General features: G+C 71.0%; 20 protein-coding genes. 12 read left to right on the top strand and 8 right to left on the bottom strand.

Annotated features, from left to right (window positions below):
* Positions 1-71 precede the first annotated feature (71 nt).
* From R4P08_RS10055 to R4P08_RS10030, 6 genes are all read left to right on the top strand, one after another.
* Positions 72-380, top strand: a complete 309-nt coding sequence (locus tag R4P08_RS10055; RefSeq protein ID WP_317813674.1) for a hypothetical protein — start codon at positions 72-74, stop codon at positions 378-380.
* A gap of 89 nt (positions 381-469) precedes the next feature.
* On the top strand, positions 470-1,678 hold the full coding sequence (locus tag R4P08_RS10050) for a DUF445 domain-containing protein (RefSeq protein ID WP_317813673.1): 1,209 nt from the start codon (positions 470-472) through the stop codon (positions 1,676-1,678).
* A gap of 142 nt (positions 1,679-1,820) precedes the next feature.
* A complete protein-coding gene (locus R4P08_RS10045) occupies positions 1,821-2,339 on the top strand; it encodes a helix-turn-helix transcriptional regulator (RefSeq protein ID WP_317813672.1) in 519 nt (172 codons plus the stop codon).
* A gap of 80 nt (positions 2,340-2,419) precedes the next feature.
* On the top strand, positions 2,420-3,511 hold the full coding sequence (locus tag R4P08_RS10040; RefSeq protein WP_317813671.1) for a hypothetical protein: 1,092 nt from the start codon (positions 2,420-2,422) through the stop codon (positions 3,509-3,511).
* 172 nt (positions 3,512-3,683) lie between these two features.
* Complete coding sequence (locus R4P08_RS10035; RefSeq protein WP_317813670.1) at positions 3,684-3,965, top strand: DUF2516 family protein; 282 nt, start codon at positions 3,684-3,686, stop codon at positions 3,963-3,965.
* Entirely contained in the window at positions 3,962-4,672 is a 711-nt protein-coding gene (locus R4P08_RS10030) for a MerR family transcriptional regulator (protein ID WP_317813669.1), read from the top strand. The genes R4P08_RS10035 and R4P08_RS10030 overlap by 4 nt, the downstream gene beginning before the upstream one ends.
* Positions 4,673-4,745: 73 nt before the next feature.
* On the opposite strand, the gene purU is transcribed toward R4P08_RS10030, so the two are convergent.
* Positions 4,746-5,612 (bottom strand): formyltetrahydrofolate deformylase, encoded by an 867-nt coding sequence (gene purU / locus R4P08_RS10025; RefSeq protein ID WP_317813668.1) that lies wholly within the window; start codon positions 5,610-5,612, stop codon positions 4,746-4,748.
* Positions 5,613-5,665: 53 nt separating this feature from the next.
* On the opposite strand from purU, the gene deoC reads away from it, so the two are divergent.
* Positions 5,666-6,400 carry a deoxyribose-phosphate aldolase gene (gene deoC, locus R4P08_RS10020; protein ID WP_317813667.1) on the top strand — a complete coding sequence of 245 codons (735 nt, stop codon included), beginning with the start codon at positions 5,666-5,668 and terminating at the stop codon, positions 6,398-6,400.
* 105 nt (positions 6,401-6,505) lie between these two features.
* Here the strand turns inward: deoC and R4P08_RS10015 are convergent, their stop codons facing one another.
* Genes R4P08_RS10015 through R4P08_RS10000 form a run of 4 tightly spaced genes read right to left on the bottom strand, consistent with a single transcriptional unit; the run spans position 6,506 to position 9,502 of the window.
* Positions 6,506-7,456 carry an NADP-dependent oxidoreductase gene (locus tag R4P08_RS10015; RefSeq protein ID WP_317813666.1) on the bottom strand — a complete coding sequence of 317 codons (951 nt, stop codon included), beginning with the start codon at positions 7,454-7,456 and terminating at the stop codon, positions 6,506-6,508.
* Positions 7,457-7,513: 57 nt separating this feature from the next.
* The gene (locus tag R4P08_RS10010) at positions 7,514-8,017 is read right to left on the bottom strand and encodes a metallophosphoesterase (protein ID WP_317813665.1); all 504 of its coding nucleotides are present in this window, start codon (positions 8,015-8,017) and stop codon (positions 7,514-7,516) included.
* Between the two features lie 42 nt (positions 8,018-8,059).
* On the bottom strand, positions 8,060-8,944 hold the full coding sequence (locus R4P08_RS10005; protein ID WP_317813664.1) for a DUF2993 domain-containing protein: 885 nt from the start codon (positions 8,942-8,944) through the stop codon (positions 8,060-8,062).
* Between the two features lie 57 nt (positions 8,945-9,001).
* Complete coding sequence (locus tag R4P08_RS10000; RefSeq protein ID WP_317813663.1) at positions 9,002-9,502, bottom strand: DUF2505 domain-containing protein; 501 nt, start codon at positions 9,500-9,502, stop codon at positions 9,002-9,004.
* A 38-nt stretch (positions 9,503-9,540) separates the two neighbouring features.
* Between R4P08_RS10000 and R4P08_RS09995 the strand changes: the two genes are divergently transcribed.
* From R4P08_RS09995 to R4P08_RS09980, 4 genes are all read left to right on the top strand, one after another.
* A complete protein-coding gene (locus R4P08_RS09995; protein WP_411741190.1) occupies positions 9,541-10,734 on the top strand; it encodes a UDP-N-acetylmuramate dehydrogenase in 1,194 nt (397 codons plus the stop codon).
* Positions 10,735-10,885: 151 nt separating this feature from the next.
* Entirely contained in the window at positions 10,886-11,995 is a 1,110-nt protein-coding gene (yidC, locus tag R4P08_RS09990; protein WP_317813662.1) for a membrane protein insertase YidC, read from the top strand.
* Between the two features lie 437 nt (positions 11,996-12,432).
* Entirely contained in the window at positions 12,433-14,049 is a 1,617-nt protein-coding gene (locus R4P08_RS09985) for an ATP-binding cassette domain-containing protein (RefSeq protein ID WP_317813661.1), read from the top strand.
* A 29-nt stretch (positions 14,050-14,078) separates the two neighbouring features.
* Positions 14,079-14,738, top strand: coding sequence for a dihydrofolate reductase family protein (locus R4P08_RS09980; RefSeq protein ID WP_317813660.1), 660 nt, complete (start codon positions 14,079-14,081; stop codon positions 14,736-14,738).
* 165 nt (positions 14,739-14,903) lie between these two features.
* Here the strand turns inward: R4P08_RS09980 and R4P08_RS09975 are convergent, their stop codons facing one another.
* The 3 genes from R4P08_RS09975 to R4P08_RS09965 all read right to left on the bottom strand — a co-directional run bounded on the left by R4P08_RS09975 (position 14,904) and on the right by R4P08_RS09965 (position 17,026).
* On the bottom strand, positions 14,904-15,440 hold the full coding sequence (locus R4P08_RS09975) for a ferritin (protein WP_317813659.1): 537 nt from the start codon (positions 15,438-15,440) through the stop codon (positions 14,904-14,906).
* A gap of 254 nt (positions 15,441-15,694) precedes the next feature.
* Positions 15,695-16,474: an SDR family oxidoreductase gene (locus tag R4P08_RS09970; RefSeq protein WP_317813658.1), complete on the bottom strand. Its 780-nt coding sequence runs from the start codon at positions 16,472-16,474 to the stop codon at positions 15,695-15,697.
* A 102-nt stretch (positions 16,475-16,576) separates the two neighbouring features.
* Entirely contained in the window at positions 16,577-17,026 is a 450-nt protein-coding gene (locus tag R4P08_RS09965) for a limonene-1,2-epoxide hydrolase family protein (RefSeq protein WP_317813657.1), read from the bottom strand.
* Between the two features lie 139 nt (positions 17,027-17,165).
* On the opposite strand from R4P08_RS09965, the gene R4P08_RS09960 reads away from it, so the two are divergent.
* Entirely contained in the window at positions 17,166-18,023 is an 858-nt protein-coding gene (locus R4P08_RS09960) for an alpha/beta hydrolase (RefSeq protein WP_317813656.1), read from the top strand.
* Positions 18,024-18,032: the final 9 nt, after the last annotated feature.

Raw genomic sequence — 18,032 nt, 5'->3', positions numbered from 1 at the left:
AATAGGATCAGGGGCAGGTAAGTCCCGGGCTGTGGGCCCGGGTTCGGCAGTAGACGAAAGAGGACGACATCATGGCCGGTCAGACCCTTGAGCACACTGGTGCCGCCATCGTCGAGGAGTACTACCCGGAGTACGCGACCACCGAGTCTCCCATCTACCCGCTGTACTCGACCCTCATCTACGTCGGTTCGGCCGTCATGTTGCTGAGCATGAGCATGCTGGGGCTGCCCATCACCGCGCTCGGCTACTACATGGACGACATGGGTGTGGGGCTTGGGCTGGTCGTGGGGGCCGTCGTGGCCACCACCGTCGTCTTCCTCCTGGGCCTCGGCCTGTGCATGGCTGGCTTCCGTAAGCACGGGCGCGAGGACGCACACTGATCCTCGACCCGGTCGCCGCCGCGGGCGGAAGCGCACTCAAGGCGGGCGACCCGGACACTGATGCGGAGCGGAGGTCTGCCCTCCGCAGGATGAAACTGGTCGCGACGGGATTCCTCGTCGCGGCCGGTCTCGTCTTCCTGGTCGCCGAGTACGCCCTCCACCACGGAGCCGCTCCGTGGGTCGGCTACGTGCGCGCGGCCGCGGAGGCCGGCATGGTCGGCGGGCTGGCCGACTGGTTCGCGGTCACCGCGCTGTTCCGCCACCCGCTCGGCATCCCGATTCCGCACACCGCGCTCATCCGTAAGAAGAAGGACCAGCTGGGAGAGTCGCTGGGCGGGTTCGTGGGAGAGAACTTCCTGGATCCCACGATGGTGAGCGACAAGGTCCGTGGGGCGCGGATCCCCCAGCGGGCCGGCGAGTGGCTCGCGGACACCGAGCACCGCGCGTTGGCCTCGGACCAGGCTGCCAAGGCCATCCGGTCCGTCCTGGCGGTGCTGCGCGACGACGACGCCATCGCGATCATCGAACGCACCATCGTCGCGCGCATCGCCGAGCCCGAGTGGGGGCCGCCGGCCGGGAGGATCCTCGCGGAGCTGCTCGACGAGGGGCGGCACCTGCCGTTGTTGGACCTCATGGCCGACCGGGCCCACGAATGGGTCGAGTCGAACCCCGTCACCATCGACCGGTGGGTCCGCGAGAAGGCCCCCACGTGGGCGCCGCAGTTCGTCAACGAGCTGCTGTCCGAACGCGCCTACCGGGAGCTGCGCGAATGGACCTGGCAGATCAAGGTCGACAAGCAGCACGCCGTACGCCTGGCCCTGATCGGGTTCGCCGAGGACTTCGCGCGGGACCTCCAGCAGGATCCCGCCACGATGGCCAAGCTCGAGATCTTCAAGCAGGAGGTGATGAACCGCGAGGAGGTCAAACGGGCCGCCGGCTCCGCGTGGTCGGCCGCCAAGCGGATGATCATCGAGGCGACCGAGGACTCGTCGTCGACCCTCCGCGTGAAGATCGACGACCTCCTGCGCCGCCTGTCCGACATGTTGGTCGACGACGACAAGGTCCGGGCGCGGCTCGACGACTACATGACCCGCACCGCCGCCTACGTGGCGGAGAACTACGCCGGCGAGGTCACCTCGATCATCTCGGAGACCGTCGAGCGCTGGGATGCCGACGAGGCCTCGGACAAGATCGAGCTGCTCGCGGGCAAGGACCTGCAGTTCATCCGCATCAACGGCACGGTCGTGGGAGCTCTCGCGGGGCTGGCCATCCACCTGGTCTCCGAGGTCATCTTCTGAGACCTCGCCCCCGCAGGGGACGTCTCCAGCTGTGACCAAGCCCACTTCGTCGTCTCCGCGGTAGTGCTTGCTGTAGCTAGCACTCGTTGCTAGCGTTGTCTGCAGACGACGTGAGAGCAAGCGATGCGAGGAGGTGGACTCCGTGGCCAGAGAACATGGCGGCCAGAACGATCGTAGTGCCGAGTCCACCACTCCGGCGGTCGAGCCGACCGCCGCGACCCTCGCGCGGAGGACCAAGCCGACCGGCGAGGTCCCCCGTCAGAGCGACGTCGCCCACCAGGGTGACGACGACAAGCGTTCGTCCGAGTCGCAGGACATCGGGTCGTTCATCCGCGCCCAGCGGGTGGCCGCCGAGGTGTCCATCCGGCAGCTCGCGGAGCGCGCCGGCGTCTCGAATCCGTACCTGAGCCAGATCGAACGCGGATTGCGCAAGCCGTCCGCCGAGGTCCTGTCCCAGATCGCCCGAGGTCTGAGGTTGTCCGCCGAGGTGCTCTACGCACGCGCCGGGATCCTCGAACTGAAGGTGGGGAGTCCGGTGCGGGATGCAATCCTCACCGCTCCTGACCTCACTGAGCGCCAGAGGGAGGTGCTTGTGGAGATCTACGAGTCGTTCCGTTCCAACAACGCGACCGCAGCCGACCAGGTCGTCGACGTGCCCTGAGCTCGTCGTACGGCGGCCCGGCAGGGCCACTTGAGAAGTGCACCCGAGAACATCCGCAGGAAATCACCCAAGGAGTCCACATGAGCCAGAAGAAGACCACAGACAGCAAGGCCACCGCCAAGAAGACCCCCGAAGAGGCCGCCGCGGCGCAGTTCGAGTCGCAGGCCGCTGACCAGAACAACGCCGCGGGCGGCCCGCTCGGCCAGGCGTTCTCCGCCGTGCGTACCCCGGTGTACGCCTACGTGGGCATCAACGACCTCGCGGTCCAGGCGGTCTCCGGACTGGTCTCCGACCTGCGCCGTCGCGCGGAGGACGCCGTCACCGACGCCCAGGCCAAGGTGACCGAGCGCGTCACCGAGGTCCAGAACCGCGTGACCGGACGCGTCGCCGACGTGCAGAACCGCGTCAACGAGGTCCCCGACCGCGTCCAGGCGCTGCCGGCCGAGGTCGAGGAGCTCGTCAGCCGCTTCCGCCCGGAAGAGCTGCGTAAGGTCGCCGACGCGTACGTCCAGGTCGCTGCCGGGATCTACGACGGTCTGGCCGCCCGTGGCGAGGACGTCGTGTCCCGCCTGCGCGAGGAGAACCCGCAGCTCGAGGCCGGCCTGGCGCTCGTCAACGAGCAGGTCTCCCGCGCCGCCGGCGCCGTGGAGGAGCAGGTGGAGTTCAGCGAGGAGGCCCTCGGGACAGTGGCTCGCCAGACCCGCTCGATCGGTGTGAAGGCTGCCGGCCGCGTCTCCAAGGCGGCTCGCCGGGCCGCCGAGGAGGCTGGCGACGTTGCGGACACGGCCGCTGAAAAGGTCGACAAGGCCGCCGGCTCCGCCGCGGACAAGGTCGACGAGGCTGCGTTCGCCGTTGCGGACGAGGTCCAGAGTGGCGCCGGCAAGGTCGAAGCCCGCACGGCCTCCGCCAAGAAGGCCCCGGCCAAGAAGGATCCGGCCAAGAAGGCGCCCGCGAAGAAGGCTCCGGCCCAGAAGGCCGCCGCCAAGCCGAGCTCGGCCGCCAAGCCCGCCTCGACCCAGGCCGCCAAGCCGGCCTCGACCTCGGCTGCCAAGCCCGCGTCGACCACGGCTGCCAAGCCCGCGTCGACCCAGTCGGGCAACCCGACGCCGAACACGGCCGCCAAGGCGACGCCGAACACGGCCGCCAAGACGGCCGCGTCCGACGACAAGTGAGTAGTCGCGGCTGACCCCGCTGACCCCCGACGCCGCCCCCGGCCCGCTCTCACCGAGTGTGCCGGGGGCGGTTCTGTTGTCGCCGGAGCGGATGGGACGACGAGGCCGGACAAACTCCACACCGTGAACATAGGTGACAGGTATGTCGGACCCCTGGACTACACTGGCCACTGTGATAGACGCACTCCCCGGGGTATGGGGCATTGTCCTGATGGCAGTCCGCGCGGCTCTGGTCGTGTGGGCGCTGGTCGGTGTTGTGTTCGCCGTGCTCCCGCCCGCCTCGGCGTACGCGATCGAGGGCAAGTGGCCCAAGCCGGCCTGGATCGGTATCTGCTCGGTGGCCGCCCTCTCCTTCTGGTTCCTGCCGTTCGGCTTCATCAGCATCATCGGGATGGTCGCCGTCGGCGTCTTCTTCGCGGACGTCAGGCCAGCAGTCGGGGGCAGACGCAGGTGAGCTCCAGGAGGCCCGGGCCGCTACAGCGCATCGAGGAGCTGGCCGAGGCCTCCGGCGCCACCGTGCGCAATATCCGCGTCTACCAGGAGCGGGGACTGCTCCCGCCGCCCATCCGTCAGGGTCGGACCGCACTCTACGGTCCCGACCACCTAGATCGCCTGAGCCTGATCCTGCGCCTGCTCAACCGGGGATACACCTTCGCCACGATCGAAGAACTGCTCGTAGCCCAGCAACACGGGTTCACGCTGGCCGAGCTGCTCGCGGTCGACAGCGTGCGGGCCGAGCGCAGACCATCTGTGTCCCGTAGGCGCCTCACCCGCACGGAGGCCCGAGCGGTCGCCGGCTTCGATCTCCCCGAGGACCTGCTCGAGATGGGGGAGGCCCTCGGACTGGTGCGCAAACCGGATGCGGTTGGCCATTTCTTCTCCGACGCCTACATGGACGAGCTCTTCCGAGAGCTGATCCTCATCGGTGTGGACGAGAAGGGGGTCGACACGATGGGCCGACTCTTCATGGAGGGGCAGCAAATGGCGGCCGAGTCGATGGAGGTGCTGGTGCAGACGATGCGGGGCGCCGGGATGAATCAGCCTGCCATCGAGAAGCGCATCGGCTCGATACTGCCCCGGGCAGGCGCTGCCGCCCGGGTGATCTTCCTGGCCGCCGCGGAGACGCTGCTCGCCGATCGGCACGGCCACCGCCGGAACTGAGACGGCCCGGAGCGGGCGCTGCCCGGGCCGGACCCCCGCGCCCGCGACCCGCGCCGCCCACCTTGACGCTGGCTCAGGTGAACACGACGGTGCGGCCGCCGTGGACAAGCACCCTGTCCTCGAGGTGCCAGCGCAGGCCGCGGGCCAGGACCAACTTCTCCGCGTCGCGGCCCTGCCGGACCATGTCCTTGACCGTCGCGGCGTGATCCACCCGGATGACGTCCTGCTCGATGATCGGCCCCTCGTCGAGATCCGAGGTGACGTAGTGGCAGGTCGCACCAATCAGCTTGACCCCACGGGCGTGGGCCTGGTGGTAGGGGCGGGCCCCCACGAAGCTGGGCAGGAAGCTGTGGTGGATGTTGATCGCGCGACCGGACCATCGGGTGCACAGCTCGGCGGGCAGGACCTGCATGAAGCGGGCCAGGACGATCGCGCGCGGGTCGATGTCGTCGACCAGAGTGGCAACCTCGTCGAAGGCCGGGCCGCGCTCGGCCGGGTCCGTCGGGAACGGGATGTGGTGGAAGGGGACGCCGTGCGCCTCGGTCATGCCCCGCAGGTTCTCGTGGTTGCCGATCACTGCGCGGATGCGCGCGGGGTAGTCGCCGCTGTCGACCCGGCCCATCAGATCGTGCAGGCAGTGGCCCTCCTTGGAGACCAGGACCACCACGTCCTTGGGTTCGTCGGAGTCGGAGATGTGCCAGTCCGTCTCCGGGCCCAGCTCGGTTGCCACGCGCTCGAAGCGTCGGCGCAGCTCGGCGAGCTCCATCCCGATCGACTCGGCTTTCACGGACTGACGCGTGAAGAACCAGTGCGAGTCCTCATCCGCGTGGTAGGCGGCCTCCGTGATCGTTCCGCCGAGTTCGGCGAGGAACGTGGCGATGCGGGCGACGATGCCGATGCGGTCGGGGCAACCCAGCGTGAGGACGAAGCGGCGTGACATAAGCGGTCATTCTGCCAGCAGGGATGTCGTCGGGCCCCGCTAGGCTGCTCCGCATGGACGCCACTTCGCCGACCGCCCCGCACAACTCCGCACAGAGCACCGCGGGGGACACCCTGACCCGAGCCCGGGTCGCCGCGATGATCGACCACACCCTGCTGTCCCCGGACGCCTCCCGCGAGGACGTGCAGGCCTGCGTGGCGGAGGCCCTCGAGCTCAGGGTCAAGGCGGTATGCGTGAGTCCGGCCATGCTGCCGGTGCGTGCCGAAGGGTTGACCGTGGCCACGGTGGCCGGCTTCCCCTCCGGCAAACACCATGCTCTGGTCAAGGCCATGGAGGGCCGGCTGGCGGTGGACCAGGGTGCCGTCGAGGTGGACATGGTGATCGACGTGGGCGCGGCCATCGCCGGACTGGTGGACGAGGTGATGGCCGACGTCCTGACCATGCGCGATGCGGTGCCGCCGCCCATCAGGATCAAGGTGATCCTCGAGACCGCGGCCATTCACAAGGCGCTGGGAGAGCAGGCGGGGGACGAGCGGATCGAGGCGCTGTGCCACGCCGTCGCCCGGGCGGGTGCGGACTTCGTCAAGACCTCCACCGGCTTCCACCCCGCCGGCGGTGCGAGTGTGCGAGCAGTTGCCGCCATGCACCGGGCTGTGGGCGGACAGCTCGGGATCAAGGCCTCCGGCGGTATCCGCGACGCCGACACCGCTCGGGCGATGATCGCCGCCGGCGCCACCCGGCTGGGACTGAGCGGAAGCCGCGCCGTGCTGGACGGCTTCCCGGAGTAGCAGCGCCCGCTGGACCGCGAGCCCCCTGGCCCGCCAGCCCGCTGGACCGCGCCGTCCGGCCAGCCCGCCGCCGGGATGCCCCGGCGTCGGGCTCTCGGGCGCGTTTCAGCCCGTGGTCAGCACCATCTTGCCGCTGGTGCGGCCGGTCTCGCCCCGCCGGTGCGCCTCTGCGGCCTGCTCGAGCGGGAAGACGTCGGCGATGGTGGCGCGCAGAGCGCCCTGCTCCACCAGGTCGGTGATGGCCACCAGATCGTGGCGCGAGGAGTCCACCAGCATGCGCAGCGCGCGGACGCCCAGCTCGTCGGCCTCACGGAAGAAGTCGCTGGACCCGACCGGCAGGATCGACACCACGATCCCGCCGGGCCGGAGGGTGCGCAGGGAGCGGGTCGAGTAGTCGCCCCCGATGGTGTCGAGCACGACGTCGACGTCGCGCACCGCCTCGGCAAAGTCCACCTCGCGGTAGTCGATCGGCTCGTCGACGCCGAGTTCCCGCAGGAAATCGTGCTTGCCGGCGCTGGCGGTGCCGATCACATACGCCCCGCGGGCCTTGGCGATCTGCACGGCCACGTGGCCCACGCCGCCGGCCGCGGCGTGGATGAGCACCCGCTGGCCGGGCTGGATGTCCGCGTTCTCCGCGAGCGCCTGCCACGCCGTCAGCGACACCAACGGCAGGGCGGCCGCCTGCACGTGGTCGAGCGAGGCGGGCTTGGGCGCGAACCAGGCCGCGGGCGCGGACACGTAGTCGGCGTGGGCGCCGTGCCCGAACGGGTACGAGAGCATGCCGAAGACCTCGTCGCCGGGGGCGAAGCGGGCCACGCCGATGCCGACCGATTCCACGACGCCGGACAGGTCCCAGCCCAACACGAACGGGGGCTTGCCCACGAACCCGCCGGTCTCGCGGTGCTTCCAGTCGGTCGGGTTGACGCTGGCGGCCCTGACCCGCACCAGGATCTCGTTGGTGCGGGGTTCGGGGCGGGGTTGGTCGACGACGACGAGGACCTCCGGTCCGCCCAGGGTCTGCTGGCTCACGGCACGCATGGTGGTTTCAGTAGTCATATGCCCCAGGGTGGCAGAATCCGGCGCCCGCCGTCCGGGAGGATGCCCCGACGATCCTCAGAGCCGGTGCAGTTCGACCTCATGCACCGCACTCTCCGCGATGGTCGCGGTCATGTACGTGCAGTGCGGCTGCCGACGGCGATCGGTCGGGGAGCCCGGGTTGAGCAGCCGCAGGCCGCCGGGCGCCGCGGTGTCCCACGGGATGTGCGAGTGGCCGAACACCAGGACGTCGGTGTCCGGGTAGGCCGCCGCCATCCGCTTGTCCCGACCTGCCGATGCCCCGGTCTCGTGCACCACCGCCAGTCGCACACCGTCCAGCGTCGCGCGCGCCACCTCGGGCAGCCGCGCGCGCAGCTCTGGACCGTCGTTGTTGCCCCAGCACGCGAGCAGGAGCGCTGACCGCTGCGCCGTGGCGTCGTGGAGGGCGTCGAGCAGCCGGGGGTCCATCCAGTCGCCCGCGTGGATCACCACGTCCGCCCGGTTGACCTGGTCCCAGACCTCGGATGGGAGATCGCGTGCACGCGTGGGCACGTGGGTGTCGGCGAGGATCAACAGGCGCATGGTCTCAGTGTGCCGCGCAGCTCTGCGGGCAGCACCCGGCGGCTAGCGGGCCGCCGCCTCCAGAACGACGTTCTGCCCGCTGAGATCGACGGTCATGCCTCCCGGGACAACTCGCACCCCGGTCAGCTGGACGCCATCCGGGAGTTCGGCGAGCGCTGAGTCCATCATCGAGATGGTGCCGCCGAGCAGTTCGGTGGGCAGCCGGAAGCCGAAGATCGAGGCCTGCGAGGGCTCCATCTCCAGGTTGCCGCCGGTGAGCCGCGGCGTCACCACGGCTTCGGCCAGCCCGCTGATCGAGACGCGCAGCGTGCCTGCGGCCGGGTCGGCGACGATGCCCTGCACCTGGATCAGGCCGCCGAGCATGCTGTCGCCGGTGGACTCCTGCTGCGCGGCGGTGGCCATGGCCTGCTCGGAGACGAAGGCGGTGCCGCTGAGCGAGTCCACGTAGGTGAGGTCGCCCTCCGAGCGCACGCCCTCGGCGGTGACGTCGATCGCCGGCGCGGGGCCGGCGGCGCCCTCGGTGGCGGTGCCGTCGGTGGTGATGCGGACGGTGCCCAGATCCCCACCGAAGTAGGACAGGAGCACCGGCCGGGCGCCCAACTCCACCTGCGCCGGGGTCCCGAGCGAGGCCGTGATCTCGTCCTGGATCCGGTTGGTGACCGCGTTACGCGTGCCGAACTCCAGGCCCACCAGGCCCACCACCAGGGCGACCGCCGCGAAGCCCGCGACCAGCGCGATCATCGGGCCGCGTCGACGCCCTGAGCGCGCGGGTCCGGTATTCCCGGTCCCCGGTTCCGCGCTCCTCGGCTCGTCGGCGCCCTGTTGCCGGGAGCCGCTTTGCGCGGCGGCGAACTGCTGGGTCTGGGCGTCCTGGACGCCGGAGCGGTCGTAGGCGGGAAGTCGCTGGGTGTCCTGCGGCGGCTGCATTGGTCCGATTGTCGCCGATCCCGGCGCTGATCGCAGAACCCCGGGCAGAACCCCAGGTCAGCGCGCGGCGGTCCAGCGGTTGAGGTGCCGGTACTCGGCCTCGAAGAGCCGGTTCAGGTGGGAGACGACCAGCTTCTCGAGCTTGCCGCCCAGCAGCGGGATCGACACGTTGACCTGCCCGGAGACCGACTCCTGGGCCACGCCACCCGCGTCGACCACCTCCGCGTTGCCGTCGATCAAGCCGATCCCGCCGGCGGCCTCCGCATGGGCGGAACCGGTGAAACGCTCGCCGTCGAAGCCGGTGAAGGTGCTGGTCCGCACGATGACCAGCCGCCCGGGGAGGACCTTGCGGGCCAGGTCCGGGATGTCCTCGTCCGGGATGTGCTGGGTGATGGTCACGGAGACGGCGTCGCCGGTGGACGCGAAGTCGTCCAGCGTGTCCTCGGGGGTGCCGACGGTGATCATGCGGTCGCGCCAGTAGGCCTCGTCGGCGTAGGAGGTGAACACGGTCTCGAGCCGGGCGTCGATGCGGGCTGAGTGGGAGAAGCGGGTCGCCATGGGGGAAACGATACAAGGGGGCGACTACCCTCTGGCGTGTGCTCTCCCCGTCCTCTGACAGTCCCGCCGACGACGTGATCCGCGCTCTGGCGGACGTCGCCGACCTCGTCGTCGTCCCCCACACCCGACTGGCCGACCTCACCACGCTGCGCATCGGCGGCCGGCCGCGCGCGCTGGTGGAGTGTCGGGCGGCGGAGGCGGTCACGGCGGCGGTCGGGGCGCTCGACGCGGCCGGGGTGCCGGTGCTGGTCCTGGGCGGCGGGTCGAACCTCGTGGTGGCCGGCGGCGATCTGGACCTGGTGGTGGTGGCCGTGCGCAACCGGGAGATCGACTACCGCACGGTAGAGGCGGGCGGCGCGGAGGCTGGCGGCGCGGAGGCTGGCGACGGGGACACCGGGCCCGGCGGGATCGTCGTCCGCGCGGGCGCCGGCCTGACCTGGGACGAGCTCGTGGCCGACACCGTCGCGCGAGGGTATGGCGGGCTCGAGTGCCTGTCCGGCATCCCGGGCTCGGTGGGCGCGACCCCGGTCCAGAACGTGGGCGCCTACGGCGTCGAGGTGGCGCAGGTGCTGCACCGCGTTCGCTGGTTCGACCGCGCCACCGGCACCGACGAGTGGGTCTCACCCGGCGCGCTCGGGCTGGCCTACCGCACCTCGGTGCTCAAGAACGCCGATCGCGCGGTGGTCCTGGAGGTGGAGTTCCGGCTCGACGCCGCCGGCCGCAGCGAGCCGATCCGCTACGCCGAACTGGCCGGCCGGCTGGGCGTCACGCCGGGGGAGCGGACCGACCCCGCCGTCGTGCGGCGAACCGTGCTGGAGCTGCGCCGCGGCAAGGGGATGGTCCTGGACGACGACGACGAGGACACCTGGAGCGCCGGGTCCTTCTTCACCAACCCCGTGGTGCGCGAGGGGGATCTCCCCACGGTGCGGTCCCGGGTCGCGGACCGGTTGGGGGTCGAGCAGGCCGAGCAGATGCCGGCGTTCCCTGCTGCGGCCGGCGGGGTCAAACTCTCCGCGGGGTGGCTGATCGAGCGGGCCGGTTTCAGCAAGGGGCACCCCTCGTCGTCGTCGCCCGCCCGTCTGTCCACCAAACACACGCTGGCGCTGACCAACAGGGGCTCGGCCACCGCCGACGACGTGATCGCCCTCGCACGCGAGGTCCGCGACGGCGTCCGGCAGGCGTTCGGCGTCGAACTGCACCCCGAACCGGTGTGGGTGGGCTGCAGCATCTGAGCGGGGCCGGCCGAGCAGGGCCGCCTGACGGGCCGCCCGACCCCCGGGGACCGCCTTTTCCGCTGACCCTGGCACGCTGGGCGATGGCCTTCTAGTCTTGTCCCGCCCCGCGCGCCCGGCTGGCGCCGCCGTCAATCCTGGAGATTCGCCCGTGGACCTGTTCGCCTATCCGGTGTCGCTCGTCATGAAGTTCTGGCACTTCGTGCTGAGCTTCCTCGTGGACGCCGACTCCGGGATCGCCTGGGTGGGTTCGGTGCTGTTGCTGGTGGTGACCGTGCGGCTGCTGCTCATGCGGTCGATGTACCGGCAGCAGTTCTCCATGCGCAAGATGGCGCAGATCGCTCCCAAGATGAAGGAGCTGCAGAACAAGTACAAGGACCGAAAGTCTCCCGAGGACCGCCAGGAGCAGGCCAAGGAGATGCAGGCCCTGTACGCCGACGCCGGGGTCAACCCGGCCGCCGGCTGCCTGCCGCTGCTCGTGCAGATCCCGGTGTTCATCGGTCTGTACCACGTGCTGCTCAACTTCTCGCCTCCCGGCAAGTCGATCGAGGAGGCCTCGCAGATGACCAACGGGGCGTTCCAGCCCGAGCAGGTCGCCTCCTTCCTCAACGCCGAGATCTTCGGGGTGCCGCTGGCCTCGTACATCCGGATGCCGCAGGAGGTCATGGACTCGCTGCACCCGGGGCTCGTGCGCGAGGACATCCTGGTGCTGGCCGTGCCGCTGTTCGTGCTGGCGGGCATCGCCACGTTCATCAACATGTGGAACTCCTTCCGCCGCCAGGCCGCGGCCAAGAAGGCCGAGCAGGAGGCGCTCGCCCAGGTGGACGCCGATGAGCGCGCGGGCGGCCCGGTCGTCGACGGCGAGGTCGTGGAGATCGACGGCGAGCCCGCGAACCCCGCTTCCGCCTCCGCGACGGACGACGACGACGCGGCCCGCACCCCGGGGACGGCCACGGTCGGCCCAGCAGGCACCGCGGGCGCGGCGGGTGCGGCGGGTGCGGCCGCGAAGCCGCAGGATTTCCAGTCGATCGCCGAGTCCATGACCGAGTCGATGAACCAGTCGATGAAGATCATGATGTACCTGTTCCCGTTCTTCCCGATCGTGGGCGCGTACTTCTTCAACTTCCCCATCGCGATCGGCCTGTACTGGCTCACCAACAACATCTGGACCGCGGTGCAGTCGCACTTCTTCATGGAGAAGCTGGACAAGGAGCTGCCGATGAGCAGCCGCGAGGGCCTGCCCCCCAGCGCCTTCATGTAGCTCGTCGTCGTCGTCCCTGCCGCCGCACCCTGCCGCCGCACCCTGCCGCCATACCCCGCGCCGCTCCTCACCGCACCACACGAAAACTTTGTCGTAGCTACGGCGGAAAATCTCCCCGATTACCGCAGTAGCTACGACAAAGCGCTCTCTGGCGACCCCCGCCGCACCGCCGCACCGCCGCGGGATCTTGTCGTAGCCACTGCGAAAAATCTCGCCGATCACCGCAGTAGCTACGACAAAAATCCCACTGGCGACCCTTGCCGCCCCGCTGGCGCACGGAGTAGCGTGCACCGGAGGAAGTTGGCAGACGCACGGCGCGACCGCGGAGAGATCCCGGTGGCGAGGGGCATTAGCCGAGACCCTGAGACGAGGAGACGTCAGGACAATGCTCGACAACAGGTGAGACCCGGCCCATCCGCCACCTCCCTGGAGCATGCATGTCCTCCCTCGTCCTGTCGGACGTCGCGTACGCGTTCCCCGACCACACCCCACTGTTCACCGAACTCAATCTCACCGTGGGCCCCGGCCTCACCGCGCTGATCGGGCGCAACGGCGCCGGTAAGAGCACCCTCCTGCGCCTCGCCGCCGCCGAGCTCCGGCCCTCCGGCGGTTCGATCACCGTCGGCGGCGAACCGGCCCGGCCGCCCGCGGTGGCCTACCTGCCGCAGTTGCTCGCCGACGCCCCGGCCGGCCGCACCCTCGCCGACGAACTCGGTGTGGGCGGGCGGCTGGCGGCGCTCGAGCGGATCGAGGCGGGGGAGGGCGGCGACGACGACTTCGCCCGCATCGGGGACGACTGGGCGGTGGCCGAGCGGACCGTCGCGCTGCTCGACGGGCTGGGGCTGCCCACCGACCTGGGCCGACCCGTGGGCGCGCTGTCCGGCGGGGAACGCACCCTGGCGGCGCTGGCGGGTCGGCTCCTCGGGCAGCGGCGGGTCCTGCTGCTCGACGAGCCGACCAACAACCTCGACTCCCGCGCCCGGCTGCGGCTGTTCGACGCCCTCGACCGGTTCACCGCCGGCGGGGACCGGCTCGCGCTGGTGGTGAGCCACGACCTCGAGCTGCTCGAGCGCGTCGGGACCACGGTGGAGTTGCGGGGCGGGCGGTGCAGGGTGTTCGGCGGCCCGTACTCGCATCACCGCGAGGTGGTCGATGCCGAGCAGGCCGCGGCGCTGCAGTCGTTGACGGGTGCGCGCAACGACCTGCGCGCCGAGAAGCGGGACAAGGTCGACGCCCAGGTGGTGCTGGCCCGGCGCCTGCGGTACGGGAGGAAGATGGAGGCCACCAAGCGCGAGCCCAAGATCGTCATGGGGATGCGCAAGCGCTCGGCGCAGGAGTCGGCGGCCCGGTACCGGGCGACCCACGAGCGGGGCGTCGAGCAGGCGCAGGGACGGTTGCGCGCGGCCGACGCCGCGGTGCGGCACGACGACCTGCTGCGGATCCCGATGCCCGACCCCGGGCTGCCGGCGGGTCGGATCGTGCTCGACGCGGTCGACCCCGTCGCCGGCCGCATCCACCTCGCGGGGCCCGCGCGCGTCCGACTGGCCGGCCCCAACGGCAGCGGTAAGACCACACTGCTGCGGCGGCTGTTCGGCGACGGTGTGGCCGGTGGCGCGGGCGGCCGGGGTGCCTCGGACGCGGGCGACGACGACGAGGCCGTCCACGTGCCCTGGGCCCTGCTGCCGCAGGATCTGCGGATCGAGGAGCCGGAGTGGTCGGTCGTCGACGCGATCCGGGCGGTCCGCCCCGACGCCCCGGCGGAGGAGGCCCACGCCCACGCGGCGCGCTTCCTGTTCATCGGCGACGCGGGGTTCCGCAGGCTCGCGGACCTGTCCGGCGGCGAGCGCCTCCGGGCGGCGCTGGCGGCGCGGTTGTTCGCCCGGCCGGTCCCGCAGGTGCTGGTCCTGGACGAGCCCACCAACAACCTCGACCTCGACGGAGTGGAGGTGCTCGCCGACGCCCTCGCGCAGTGGCGGGGAGCGCTACTCCTGGTGAGTCACGACGACGGCTTCTGCGACCGGGTGGGGGTGGACGACGTGATCACCCTCGGCTGACCCCCGACCCACCGACGAGAGGACATCCCATGCGCAAGCTCATCTACTACGTGGCCGTCAGCGTTGACGGCTTCATCGCCGGGCCCGACGGCCGGACCGACTCGTTCCTGTCCGAGGGCGACCACATGGCGTGGCTCATCGAGCACTACCCGGAGACCATCCCCGGCCACTTCCGCGGACTGCTCGGTCTGGCCGAGACGCCGCCACGCGAATTCGACACGGTCGTGATGGGCCGGGCCACCCATCAGATCGCGGTGGACGAGGGCCTGGCCAGCGGGTATCCGCATCTGCGCCAGTACGTGGTCACCCACCGGCCGGAGGGGCTACCCGTCGTGGAGGGGCTGTCGGCCTCCGACGCCGACCCGCTGGCCCTGGTGCGGGAGCTCAAGGCGGAGGATTCACCGCTCGACATCTGGCTGTGCGGCGGCGGCGCGCTGGCCGGGGCGCTGGTGGACGAGATCGACGAGTTCCGGCTCAAGGTCAACCCGCTGATCCTCGGCGCGGGCATCCCGTTGGTCGCGCGGGATGCCGGTCGGGCGGGAGGGGTCGGCGCTGCGAGCGGCGGTGCGGGCGGCGGCGCTGCCAGCGGCGGTGCGGGCGGCGGCGGTGCGGGCCCGCTCCCGCTGGTCCAGCGGATGCGCCGGGAGTTCGCGAGCGGGGTGAGTTACGTGGAGTACACCCGCGCCTGACCCGCCGGGTCGGCGGAGATCCCCATTGGGTTGGCGGACACCAGCCGCGAGTTGGCGGACAGAATTCGTGGACCGAGGCCTTCCGGGCGCTAAATCTGTCCGCCAACTGCGGCGGGGTGTCCGCCAAACGGGGCGGGGTGTCCGCCAACCGGGGTGGGGGCTAGCTCAGACCTCGCCGCCGGCCACCGAGGGCGGCGTGCCGGTGTTGGAGGAGGAGGCGGTCTCGCGGGCGAGGTACTCCTCGATGCGGAACCAGTCGTTGTCGGCGCGCTCGGCAATGGCCACCAGCGTGCTCATGTTGGCGACCTCCTCGACCTGCTCGCGCAGGAACCAGAGCATGAACTGCTCGCCCAGCGGGTCGGACTCGGCGCGCGCAGCCTGGAACAGCGCCTCGATCTGCTCCGTGACCTGCTTCTCCTGCCCGAGCGCGGTGCGAAGCGCGTCGATCGGGCCGCGGAAATCGGCCTGCGGGGCCGGTACCGCCGGGATGGTGACGGCGATGTCGCGGTCGAGCATGTACTGGACCATCATCATGGCGTGGTTCCGCTCGCCCAGGCTGTGCTGGTAGAAGCGGGCGGCCAGCTGGGGCAGATCCTGCGCGTCGGCCCAGACGGCGATCGCGATGTACTGCTGGCTGGCGGCAAACTCGTGGCCGACCTGCGCGGACAGCAGCTCGGTGAACGAATTCTTGATTCTGGCCATAAAAGTGGCACCTTTCGCTGGGGAGACCCCGACCTGGCGTCGGGGTTCGCCGGGGGCTTGCGGGCCCGGGTCCCCAGAGTAGGGCCGCCAGCAGCATCGTGCCAGGTCAGTAAGCCTAACCTCTGCCTGCCAAGCCTTACCTCTGTCCGCCCAGCCCTACCTGCGTCCGCCGGGAGGCGCCTGCCTTCCGCCGGACCGTGCCTGCATCCGCCGGGCGGCGCCTGCCTTCCGCCGGGCCGCGCCTGAGCGAGCCGTCAGCGTCGGTGCGCGCGCGTGGCCGAGTGCTGATCCCGCGGCTTCACCACGATCTGGTCGAGGTTGACGTGCGACGGTCGGCTCGCCGCGAATCCGACGATCTCCGCGATATCCTGCGCCACCATGGGGGTGAGTCCCTGGTAGACGCTGCTCGCCTTGTCGTCGTCGCCGTCGAACCGCACCAGTGAGAACTCGGTCTCCACCATCCCGGGTGCGATCTCGGTGAAGCGCACGGGCTCGCCCAGGAACTCCCCGCGCAGCGTCCGGTGCAGGACGGCCTGCGCGTGCTTGGCGGAGGTGTAACCCGAGCCCTTGTCGTAGGTCTCGAACGCGGCGACCGAGGTGATGGTCACCACCAGCCCGTCGCCCGTGGAGATCAGCACAGGCATGAGCCCCCGCACCATCCGCAGGGTGCCGAGCACGTTGGTCTCCCACATCCAGCGCCACTGGTCCTCGTCGGCGTCCATGACGGTGGTCGTGCCCTTGGCGCCGCCGGCGTTGTTGACCAGCACGTGCAGTCGGGGAACGGCCGCGCAGAACGCCGCGCACGAGTCGGCGTCCGTCACGTCCAGGGGCAGCGCGGTGCCGCCGATCTCCTGCGCCAGCGCCTCGAGCCGGTCCAGCCGGCGGGCTCCGACCACCACATGGAATCCCTGCGCGGCCAGCTCGCGGGCGGTGGCCTCGCCGATGCCGGAGGAGGCTCCGGTCACCACCGCGACGCGGGTGTCGGCGGGAAGGGCGGCCAGGCGCTCACGGGCGGCGGAGTGATCGGTGCTCATGGCTCCGAGATTAGGCGTCGTGAGCGCGCGGGTCGATGGCCGGGCGACGACCGACCGACGACCGGGCGATGACCGACCGACGACCGGGCGACGACGACGAGGTCAGCGACCCCGACCGGTGACCATCCCCACGAGCCCGCGGATCGCGCCCCGGGCCATGTCCGCGGTGGAGAAGTAGTCCTGCCAGCCGCAGATCAGGCCATCGCGGACCTCGAGGCGACCGCACACCCAGAAGCCGCAGCGGAACGGCCCGGCGCCCAGGTAGTCGGTGCGCTCGGTGAGCACGATGGTCGGCGCGCCGGGGTCGCTCGGATCGGCGGGCGCGCCCACGGCGAGGTGGTGCATGTCCACGTCGAACCGGATGCTGCGGTTCATCGAGCCGATGGCCTTCACCACGGCGCGCTTGCCCCGGATCGTCGGTAGGCCGATGTTGGCCCACCACATGTCGTCGGCCAGCAGTCCCGCGGCCGTGTCGGTGGAGCCGGAGACGAGCGCATCAAAGAAGGTGCGGACCACGACGTCGGCGTCGGTCTGGGTGATGGTTGCTGCCATTGGGACACGGTAGCCGCCCGGGCCCGGCCTGCGCTTCCGGAACGCTCGGCCTCGTCCGGCCTGCGCATGGTTGCGGGCAGACAGGGCGCCTGGTGCGCTGGTTCGTGCCCCGTGTCCGCCCGCTGGCACGATGGGCGCCATGACCTCAGCGACCAGCAACTCCCTCGCCTCGGCCGTCTCCACTGACGGCACCGTCATCGCCTACCGCGCTCTCGGCGATCCCGCCGCCCGGCCGCTCGTGCTCATCCACGGCTGGGCCCAGTCGAGCTCGTCCTGGGGGAGCGAGGTGCTGAGCGACCTCGCGCAACGGTTCCGCGTGGTGGCGATCGACCTGCGGGGGCACGGGCATTCCGACGTCCCGGAGGGCGGCTACGACTCGTCGCAGCAGTGGGCTGACGACATCGAGGCGGTGCTCGACGCGGCCGGGGTCGGCGAGGCGGGGGTCGGCGGGAACGCGGGCGCCATTCTCCTGGGTTGGTCGTACGGCGGGGTCGTGGTCTCGGACTACCTGGCCGCGCGCGGCGAGGGCCGGATCGCCGGGATCGTGCTCTGCGGCGCGGTGACCTCGCTCTCCCGCTCGGCCGGCGGCGCGATCGGGCCGGCGATGAAGGAGGTCACCTCAGGCGGTGCGTTCGACGAGAAGCCCGCCGTCGCGCTCGCGGCATTCACGAGCTTCGGCAGGGCCATGATGCGCTCGGGCGCGGGTGCGGACGGTCAGCGGATCCTGGGGCTCTCCCTGGCCACGCCGCCGGCGGTGCGCCAGAAGCTGCTCACCCGGCGGGTGGACAACGACGACGCACTGCGGGCCCTGACCATCCCGGCGCTGGTCATCCACGGTGCCCACGACGGGGTGGTGCTGCCCTCCGCCGGCCAGGCCAACGCCGAGATGATCCCGGGTGGTCGCTACGTGGAGTTCGCCGGGTCCGCGCACGCGCCGTTCCTCGAGGAGACACCTCGTTTCCTCTCCGAGCTCGACGCCTTCGCCGCGGAGCTCTAGCAGCCGCCG

It is taken from the genome of Rhodococcus sp. IEGM 1408 (assembly GCF_033142235.1).
GTDB lineage: Bacteria > Actinomycetota > Actinomycetes > Mycobacteriales > Mycobacteriaceae > Dietzia.
This window is presented reverse-complemented; position numbering and strand designations above follow the sequence as displayed.